Below are 9,543 nucleotides of genomic sequence, written 5' to 3'. Positions count from 1 at the left end.
ATCAGCCGGCTGGAAACCGGGTCAATCGACAACTGGGGCTTCACCGCCAGAGCCCTCTGGACGAAGAGGGCGGTCGCCGGCCAGGAACCTACGCCAAGCGCGGGATCGTTCTGGCCCGCCGGGGGCAGATCCAGGGGAGGTATCTGGAACTCCTGCTCGCCCCGCAGCCTAAGAGCCGTGCGGCTGGTCACCAGGAAGCTGGTCCCCGGGCACTCCAGCAGTAACGAATGGACCATCGACGCGGCCCCCAGGACGTGCTCGAAAGTATCGAGGACGATCAGATACCGGCCCTGCGAAAGGTGCCGGACGATCGCACTCTGAGGATCGTCGCCGGAAACCGGCGCCCCCAACGCCCTGGCGACCGCAATGGGGACGAGTGAAGCACCGGCCAGCTCACCGAGGGAGACAAAACAAACGCCTTGGGGACAGTGGGAGCCGTTCACCCCGGCGGCCTCGATGGCCAACCTGGTCTTGCCGACCCCTCCCGGCCCGGTCAATGTGACCAGCCGGTAGGCGCTGCCGGTGATCGCCTCGCTTATCAGGCTCAACTCGCGAGACCGCCCGAGCAGAGGCATCGGAACAACCGGCAACGTCCGAGCCGGCTCGGGCCTCGGTACTCCGGTGCTCTCGTGCAACGACCCAAACACCCGGAGGCGTTCCTCTTCGCTCAAGTGAAGCGCCTGGGCCAAAAGGCGAGCGGTGGAGGGGTAGACCTTCGAACGCAGGCCCCGTTCCACGTCACTTATCGTCCGGGCGCTGATGCCGCAGCGCTCGGCGAGCTCCTCCTGAGTCAGCCCGGCCCTGAGCCGGAGGCTTCTCAGTGTCCGCGCCAGGGTGGGCTCTGGGTCATTCACCGCACTGAATGGTACTGCCGCCAACTCGGTGAGAACTCGGTGACCTCGTTTCGTTGTTCAGGAGCCGGCGCTGTTGCATCATCGGACCGAGGTCACCGACACGAAGAGGAAGACCAATGGACAAGAAGGAAATCATCAGAGTTTTGTACGAGGAGATTGGCAACGAGGGCCGGCTCGAGCTGATCGACGAAATCGCATGCGACGACTACGTCGAGCATCATCCTTTCCCGGGCCAGGCCGACGGAATTGCAGGCTTCCGTGAGCGGGCGAGCCTGGTTCGTGCTGCGCTCAGTCCGCACTTCACCCTCGAGCACGTGATTTTCGACGAAGACAAGGTTGCGGTCATGTGGAGGAACCAGGGAACCCAGCTCGCCGACTGGATGGGGGTTCCCGCTACCGGCAAGGGCTTCGACATCGAGGGAGTGGACATCTACAAGTTTCGTGACGGACTGCTTTCCGAGCACTGGCACGTGGTTGACGTCTTCAAGATGATGATCCAGCTCGGCGGTATCCCGGCCCCCGCCGGTGCAAGAGCCTAAGACCGCTCAAGAGGGGCGAAGGGAGTCGTCATGAACCTGGTAGTTGGTGCAACAGGGTTGTTGGGAGGAGCAATTGCCCGCGGGCTGGTCGAGCGGGGCGACCCGGTGAGAGCCATGGTCCGCGATGACGCGGCCGAGGCGGCGCTGCGGGAGGCGGGCGCCGAGCCGATCCGGGGCGACCTGAAGGACCCAGGGTCTCTGGCCGCCGCCTGCCGGGGCGTGTCCGCAGTGATAACCACCGCCAACTCGGTCGCCAGGGGCGGTGAAGACACGGTCGAAACGGTCGACCTCGAAGGCAACCGGAGGCTGGTGGAGGCCGCAGCCCAGGCGGGAGTCGAACACTTCGTATTCGTGTCGGCGCAGGGTGAAGATCCGGATTCTCCCGTGCCCTTTCTACGGGCGAAGGGTTTGACGTCCCGGCTGCTCAGGCAATCCGGCATGGGCTACACGGTTCTGCTTCCCGACATCTACATGGATGTGTGGATTCCGCTCGTCGTGTTGGGTCCCGTCCAAGCCGGGCAGCCCGTGTCGATAGTCATGGGTGGTAAACGCCGGCACAACTGTGTGGCGGTCCAAGACGTTGCGGGCCTGGCTGTGGGCTGTGTGGGCAACGACGCCGCGGTAAACCGTGACCTGCTTATCGGGGGCCCCGAGGCGCTCTCGTGGAGCGACATCATCTCAACCTTCGAGCGCCTCAAAGGTGTGGAGGTGGAGGTCCAGAGTCTTGAACCCGGGGCTCCCATGCCCGGGTTCCCTGACGCGGTCGCAGGCATGATGACCGCCCTGGAGACCTACGACTCACCCCCGCCGCTGTCGCCGGCCGACGCCGAGAGCACTTTCGGCGTTCGCCTGACGACAGTCGAGGATTTCCTGACTCAAGTTAGCTAATTGCGATCAATCCGTAGCCGGCTCCAGGACGTGCACCGGAATCCGGCCGGTGACCGTCGTGCCCGCCCCAGGCGTCGATGACACCGTAATCTCTCCGCCCAGCGCATCCACCCGGTCCGACATGTTCTGCAGGCCGTGGCCCCATTTGGAGGCGGCGGAATCAAACCCGCATCCGTCGTCCTTCACCTCGAAGGACAGGTTGCCTCCGGCATCGGTCAGGGTGATCACAACTTCACAAGGGCCGGCGTACTTCGCAACGTTCTGCAGGGCCTCCAGGCAGCAGAAGTACACGGCGGCCTCGACCTCCTGCGAATAGCGGCCGACCCCCTCGGCCCTAACCTGAACATCCAGGGACGTCTTGTTGGCCTGGGCGGTCAACGCCATCGGCAGGCCCTTGTCGGCCAGCAGCGGCGGGTAGATTCCCCGGGCCAGGTCCCGCAGGGTCTGCAGGGCGTCGTCGGCTTCCGCCTGGAGCTGGGTGAGGAACACCTTCACCTTCTCCTGGGTGGTCAGCCGCTGCGCCAGCGAGAGCTTCACCTTCAGGGCCACCAGCTGCTGCTGGGCGCCGTCGTGGAGGTCCCTCTCCTGACGGCGCCGGGCCTGGTTTGCCGCCGCCACCAGCCGCTGGCGGGAGGCCCTCAACTCCTCCAGCCGCAGGAGCAGCTCCTCGTTCAACCGGGCGTTGCGGAGGACGACACCGGCCTGGGCCGCCAGGTCGTTCATCAGCTTTTCCTCGACCGGGGTAACCGCTTCGCCGGCTCGTTTGGTGATCGCCAGCGCCCCCAGAAGCTCGCCCTTATGGGAGACCCGGACGACGTGGTCCGAGTCCGGGATCTTCAGGTCCCCGCCCTCCAGGGTGACGGGTTCATGCGCACCCTCTTCTTCGGAGTGGGCCGTCCCCCGGTGATACGACGCCGCCAGCCGGATCTGGTCGCCGATCTTGACCCAGACGTGCGCCGAGGCGGCGCCGGTTCCCTCGGCCAGGGTGGAGGCCATCTGGGAGAGCAGTTCGTCCTGGGCGTACGACCCGGACATCTTCGTCGAGAACTCAGCCAGGACCTCGTAGGGCGTGGAACGTTTGCCGTAGACCAGCCGGTTGGCCAGGCGCTGGACCCTGCTCTTGAACGGCTGGAAGGCGACCGCGATCAGCGCGGTGGCGACAATCGACAACCCGAGGTTAGGGTCGTCGCCGGCTCCGATCAGCGTGCCGACGCCCACGACGATCCCGACATAGATCGCCGTGATGAACGCCGCCAGGGCGCCGTAAACGAGCGCCTTGTTGATCACCACGTCGATGTCGTAGAGGCGGTACTTGAAGACGGCGATGCCGATCGCAGCGGGAAGCGAGGCGATCGAAAAGTTGGTCAACAGATTCAAAACCGGAACCTTGGCGCTGAAGATCATGTAGGTGGTGAGGATCGCGAGCGCGTAGTAGACGGAGGCGAAGGCTAGCCACTTCAACTGGTGACGCTCCACCCCGTCCGCCCGGCGGTAGCGGTGCACCATCCCCCAGGCGCAGCCGGCCAGGACGAACACGAGCAGGCCTATCCCCAACAACGACACGGCCGTCTGCAGCGGGGTGGGCTCGCCCAGGGTCACTTCGGCGACATCGAGAAACACGGGCCCCCGCTCGGACCAAAGGAATAGTGCGTCGACGAAGAAGAGCGTTGCGAAGCCCGCATCGGCCCAAAGCACAACCTTCCACCGGCGGGAGGGCAGGGCTCCGTTCGGGAAGTAGAGCAACAACGGCGGTATGAGACCGACGATGCCGACCCAAACCCAGGAGTAGAGCCACGCCGCTTCGGGACCCAACGGGAGAGAACCCGGCTCACGAAACAGGGCGTAGATCGCGTACTCGCCGACCAGCTCTGAAACCAGCCCCAAGAGCCCAAGCAGAACCAGAATCCAGCCGACGGGGTTGGAGGGCATCCGGTCGACGATCAGGCAGCCGATTACCAGGGCAATCAGCATCGCCACCGCAAGAATCGTGGTGTTGGGGCCCAGGTCGACCCCCGGCGTAACCAGGTCGGTCCGAGTGAGTTGCAGCACGACAAGGAACATCACGACCACGACTGACAGGATGATCGCCGCCCGTGTCCGAGGCTGCAGGTTCCGGGCTACGTTCACCCGACCTTCTCCAGGGCCCTGACGGGGACCTTGCCGGTGACGGTGGTGCCCTCCCCCACCCTCGACGTCACGACCACCCGCCCGCCCAGGGCGTCCAGCCGGTCGGACATGTTTTCCAGGCCGTGGCCGGGCATGACGGTGGCGCTCTCGAAGCCTGCGCCGTTGTCCCGAACCTCAAAACTCAAGCTCTCGGCGTCCGAGGACAGCTTGATCCAGACCTCACATTCGCCCGCGTACTTGGCGATGTTCTGGAGGGCTTCGAGACAGCAGAAGTACACCGCCGCCTCCACCTCCTGGCCGTACCGGCCGACGTCGCCCTCGACGGTCACCGGCAGCGGGTTCTTGTTCGCCTGGGCGGTCAGCGCCACCACCAATCCCTTGTCGGCCAGCAGCGGCGGGTAGATGCCCCGGGCGAGGTCCCGCAGGGTCTGGAGGGTGTCGTCCGCCTCTTTCTGCAGCTGGGAGAGGAACTTCTTCACCTTCTCCTCGGTGGCGATCCGCTCGGCCAGCGAGATCTTCACCTTCAGCGCGACCAGCTGCTGCTGGGCGCCGTCGTGGAGGTCCCGCTCAAGCTGACGGCGGGCCTGGTACTGGGCGGTGAGGACCCGCTGTCGCGAGGCCTGGAGTTCGTCGAGCCGCGCCAGAAGCTGCTCGTTCAGCTTCACGTTGCGGAACACTACGCCCGCCTGCGACGCGAGGTCGGCCATCAGCTTCGACTCCACCGGCGTGATCGGCTCGCCGGGGCGCTTGGTTATCGACAGCGCCCCCAACATCTCGCCCCGGTGGAAAACCTCAACCTGCTGCTCGGAGCCGGCGGCCCCGTTCTTTCCGTTGGTTTCGGCCGGAACCTCCTCCCCGGCCTGAAGCTCGGGATGGGAGGCTACCAGCCGCAGCTCGTCGTCGACCTTCAGCAGAACCCGGGCGGAGACCGCGCCGGTGCCGTCGGCCAGGGTCCGGGCCATGTCACTCAGCAGCTCCTCGGGAGCGGCCGCACCGGCCATGCGGGCGCTGAAACCGCTCAGGACCTCGTACGGGGTCGCCCGATTGCCGTAAACCAGCCGGTTCGCCAGGCGCTCGACCGCCTCCCGGACCGGCTGGAACGCCACGGCGACGATGCCGGTGGCGGCAATCGACAGCAGCAGGTTGTCGCTGGCCGCGCCCGCCAGGCTGCCGACCCCTACCACCATCCCGACGTAGACCAGCCCGACCAGGACCGCCAGGGCGCTGTAAGCGAGCGTGCGGCTGATGATCTTGTCGATGTTCCACAGGCGGTACTTGATCAGGCCAACGAACAGGGCGATCGGGATCAGGGTGAAGACCGGCTGGAAGATCCGGAAAATCAGCAGGGGCAGCTCCTGCGGACGCCCGGCGAACTCGTTCGAGGTGACGAAGCGGATCCCCTGAGAGAGCACGAACAACCCGATAATCAGGGCCGGCGTCAGGGCCCAGAACAACAACTTGGACTGCTGGTGCTCCTCGGGACTCTGGGATTGCCGTACCCGGTAACCCTGGGCCATCACCGCGACCAGCGGGGTCAGAAGGCCGAAGAAGACGATCAAGGCGACGGTCGTCGAGGTCTCTTCGGTGCCTTCCGGCCGAAGCGAGATCACGATCAGCCCGATGACCAGCGGCGCGTATAGGACAACTTTCGCCCAGGGCCGCCAGCGCGGGATCAGCTTGCCGTCCGGGAACAGCAGCAGCGCTGCGATGTAGGCCCCTCCGGCAATAAGGCGGTGGGCCGAGAACAAAGACACCTCGAGTGAGGTCTTCGGCATGGCGTGGTACACCTCGGCCGCCTGGAGGTTGAACACCGCCGCGGTCCCCGCCATCCCGATCGCCAGCAGGCGGGCGGTCCAGTCGCGGAACCTCAGCTTGTGCAGGATCCAGGCCAGGGCCAGGTTGAAGGCGCTGAACAGGTAGTCGACCACCAGGCCGATCACCGAGTGCGGGTTGTGGGCGGCGTCGGCCATACCCTGGGCCAGCCGTGCGACCACGCCCTCGCCGAAGCCGATGTCGTGGAGCCGGTCGTGCAGGCCGGGGGACCAACCGGCGGCCACCGCCAGCAGGCCGAATCCCATGACCACCACCGACGAGAGGATCAGGCCGGTGAAAAAGACGATGAAGAGGTAGTCGGTGGCGCTGAGCCGGCGGCGGCGAATTGCCTCCACCAGCCCGGTGGCCTCCCGCTCCTGCTCTTCGGCTGTCTCGATACCCACCGGCGCGGGACCCTACCGGACCGTTATGGTGCCGACCATCGGCGGGTGGATCAGGCAGGCGTACTTGTAGGTGCCCTTCTTCGCGAACTCCATCTCGAAGACCACATACGGCGCCCAGCCTATGAGACCGGTTGAGTAGAAGCCCTCCCCGTCCCATGTGCCGCCGTCGATTTCAAGCGGCTCCTCGGGCGGCGGCCCCTCGAAGTCAAAGGGCTCCGGGTGGTCGGGAACGCCTCCGGCCGGCGTGATCACCTGGGGGTTGTAGACCACCTTGCCGTCCTCCTCCACCGAGATCACCGGAAAGTACTTGGGCACGTTGAAGCTGATGGTGTGCATGCCGAGGTTGGCCCACCTGACCTTCTCACCCACCCTCACCGTCTTGGTCTTGGGCAGGAACTCGTTGATGCCGCCCATGATCGACTCGTCCTCGGCGTAAAGGCCGGAGAGATTGCCCTGGAACCGCCGGGTCCCGGGCTTCAGGAACCCGGCGTTGCGGTAGGCGGGCGCCTCCTCCTCCGGCACCTCGAGCCTTCCCTCCTCGAACTTTTCGAGCTGCTCCCGCAGGGGCCCGGCCATGACCTCGATCTCGTCCCGGGCTTTCCGGTTGACCTCCTCCTGCGAGGGTATGGAGGCCGACTTGCCGACGACCTTGATCTTCCCGGACATAAAAGGCCCGTGGTAGTTGCAGTAGTAGAAGTAGGTTCCCGGCTCTATGTCGTCGGAAAGAGGAACCTTGAACTCGTTGCCGCCCGCTCCCTCGTAAGGAATGAAGCCGCTGTTGTAGTAGCTCTGCTTACCGTTGAAGTCGGGCTGCTCCTGCTGTTCGCACGGCGTGTCTGGATCTGTGGGGGGAGCGCCGGAGTCCAGGTAGCACGGTTGGGCGGCGTTCTGCGCAACCAGGTCGATCTGCTCGCCGAACATCCAGGGAAGCGGCTTGTTGGCTTCTTCCACTTCGGGCGGCTCCTCGTCGGGGATGGGCTTGCCTTCCTTGGCGTCCTGGACGTAGGGCTCTACCAGCTTCATCAGGTCGTCGACCAGCGTCCCCATGGTCACGCTGTGCGGCTCTCCGGTCCAGGTCTGTTTGAAGACCGCGGTGTCGCCGGGCCGCAGCGTCACCTCGCGGGGGAAGTACTCGAGGAAGTAGCTTCCGAACTCGTCGTGGCTGTAGTCGACGCGGACCGTGCGGTTCTGGGGGCCGGAGTCGTCGCCCCCTCCGCAGGCGGCGAGCAGGAACATCAACACCCCAACGGCCGCCGGCTTCAGCGCGGCCCCTCTGCGCAATCTATCCAATGGTCAGGTCCTCCGGGTTCTTCGATGCGAGCTTGTAAGCGAGAACGGGCGCACTTCTGCCCTTCACCGTCGCCGGAGCCAGCTGCTCCGCTTGGACGGGTGATGCCAGACTTCGGTAGGTCGCTTCGGAGAGAACCGTCTGCCCCGGCTCCGCCCACTGCTGCAGGCGCTGGGCCATATTCACGGTGTCCCCGACCAGCGAGTACTCCAGGTGCTCCTCCGACCCGAGCAGAGCGGCGGCGACCTCGCCGGTGCTGAGGCCGATGCCCATCTCGAACGGGGCCAGCCCCTCGGCCCTCCACCGGCGGTTGATCTCCTGCTGCGCGGCGTGCATGGCCTCGGCGGTGGCCAGCGACCTGTCGGCGTGGTCCTCCTGGGGCAGCGGCGCGCCGAAAACGGCCATCACCGCGTCCCCGACGAACTGCCAGACGTTGCCGCCCCCGGCGCCGACCGCCTTGTTCATCTCGATCCGGTGGATGTTGAGCTGCCCGGCCAAAAGGCTCGGGTCGGTCTGCTCGGCGATGGTCGAGTAGCCCCGGATGTCGGACATCAGCACGGTGACCGTCAGCTTCTCGGTCTCCCCCACCTTGCGGCCCTCCCGCCTCAGCTTGTCGGCGACGCCCCCCGGGAGCAGCCGGCTCATCGACTCCCCCCGCTCGTCCAGGTCGACAATCGCCTGGTGGAGCATCTTCAGCCTCTGCAGCGCCCCTCCGGCACCGGTGCTGGCCCCCTGGGCGAGCTTGAGGAACAGGCGCTCGATGGAGGCCGATGCGTCGGCCGGGGTGGTCTTGAAGGCGGCGGCGATGCGCTTTATCGGCCGGCCCTCCGCGACCAGCCGCAGCAGCTCCTCCTCCTCGGTGCTGAGCGAGTCGGTGTCGGTGGTGACCGGTGAGATCAGCGCGTCGACGATCTTGGGGTCCAGCTTGCTGCCGCCGGCGGCGACCTCGCGGATGGCCTGCGCCAGCTGGTCGCCCTCGGCGACTCGGTCCTTCAGCAGGTAGGCATAGCCCTCGGCCCCCTCGCTGAGCAGCGAGATCGCGTAGTTGGGGTCGTCGTACTGGGACAGGATCACCACGCCGGTTCCGTTGTTGCGCTTGCGCACCGCCTTGGCCGCGTCGATTCCCTCGGTCTGGAAGCTCGGGGGCATCCGGATGTCGGTGACCAGCACCTGGGGGTTGGTGGCGAAGACACCGGCGATCAGCTCGTCGTAGTCGGCCGCCGTCCCGACGACCTCAACGTCGTCCTCCAACAAGAGCAGGGCGCGCACGCCCTCACGGACAAAAAGGTTGTCCTCGGCCAGGAACACGGTGATCTTCTTTCGATCGGGCGCTTGATCCGGCATTGGCTAATTCAGTACTACGGGGTCGAAAGAATCAAGGAGGGCCGCCACCCCAATTCCGGGGGATGCCTGCCCACCCCGCGCCGCACGGGTTGACCCGGGTGCTGACCCACCCGCAATTGACCGGTCTGCCTGCTGCCCCGGCCCGTTTTCCAGGCATAGCGTTCTTCGTGGAGATTTGAGAAGACGCCGGCGGCCACCGTCCCCGGCGAGCCGGAAAGGAGGGGTCATGCAGACCCAGGCAGCAGCAGAGTTCGGAGCAACAAGAGTGGAGGCCCGAAGGTTCGGCT

General features: G+C 65.9%; 7 protein-coding genes. 2 read left to right on the top strand and 5 right to left on the bottom strand.

The window, feature by feature from the left end:
- The coding region (locus VFV09_10865; protein HEU4868216.1) for a helix-turn-helix domain-containing protein at positions 1-854 on the bottom strand (854 nt) is incomplete at its 3' end.
- A 116-nt stretch (positions 855-970) separates the two neighbouring features.
- On the opposite strand from VFV09_10865, the gene VFV09_10860 reads away from it, so the two are divergent.
- Positions 971-1,393, top strand: coding sequence for an ester cyclase (locus tag VFV09_10860; GenBank protein HEU4868215.1), 423 nt, complete (start codon positions 971-973; stop codon positions 1,391-1,393).
- Positions 1,394-1,423: 30 nt separating this feature from the next.
- Positions 1,424-2,281 (top strand): SDR family oxidoreductase, encoded by an 858-nt coding sequence (locus tag VFV09_10855; protein ID HEU4868214.1) that lies wholly within the window; start codon positions 1,424-1,426, stop codon positions 2,279-2,281.
- Positions 2,282-2,287: 6 nt separating this feature from the next.
- Here the strand turns inward: VFV09_10855 and VFV09_10850 are convergent, their stop codons facing one another.
- Genes VFV09_10850 through VFV09_10835 form a run of 4 tightly spaced genes read right to left on the bottom strand, consistent with a single transcriptional unit; the run spans position 2,288 to position 9,256 of the window.
- Entirely contained in the window at positions 2,288-4,408 is a 2,121-nt protein-coding gene (locus tag VFV09_10850) for an ATP-binding protein (GenBank protein ID HEU4868213.1), read from the bottom strand.
- A complete protein-coding gene (locus VFV09_10845) occupies positions 4,405-6,624 on the bottom strand; it encodes a histidine kinase (GenBank protein ID HEU4868212.1) in 2,220 nt (739 codons plus the stop codon). The genes VFV09_10850 and VFV09_10845 overlap by 4 nt, the downstream gene beginning before the upstream one ends.
- Before the next feature lie 12 nt (positions 6,625-6,636).
- The gene (locus VFV09_10840) at positions 6,637-7,914 is read right to left on the bottom strand and encodes a hypothetical protein (protein HEU4868211.1); all 1,278 of its coding nucleotides are present in this window, start codon (positions 7,912-7,914) and stop codon (positions 6,637-6,639) included.
- Positions 7,907-9,256: an adenylate/guanylate cyclase domain-containing protein gene (locus VFV09_10835; GenBank protein HEU4868210.1), complete on the bottom strand. Its 1,350-nt coding sequence runs from the start codon at positions 9,254-9,256 to the stop codon at positions 7,907-7,909. Before VFV09_10835 ends, VFV09_10840 begins: the two co-directional genes overlap by 8 nt.
- Positions 9,257-9,543 lie beyond the last annotated feature (287 nt).

The organism is Actinomycetota bacterium (assembly GCA_035759705.1).
Taxonomy (GTDB): domain Bacteria; phylum Actinomycetota; class CADDZG01; order JAHWKV01; family JAHWKV01; genus JAJCYE01.
This window is presented reverse-complemented; position numbering and strand designations above follow the sequence as displayed.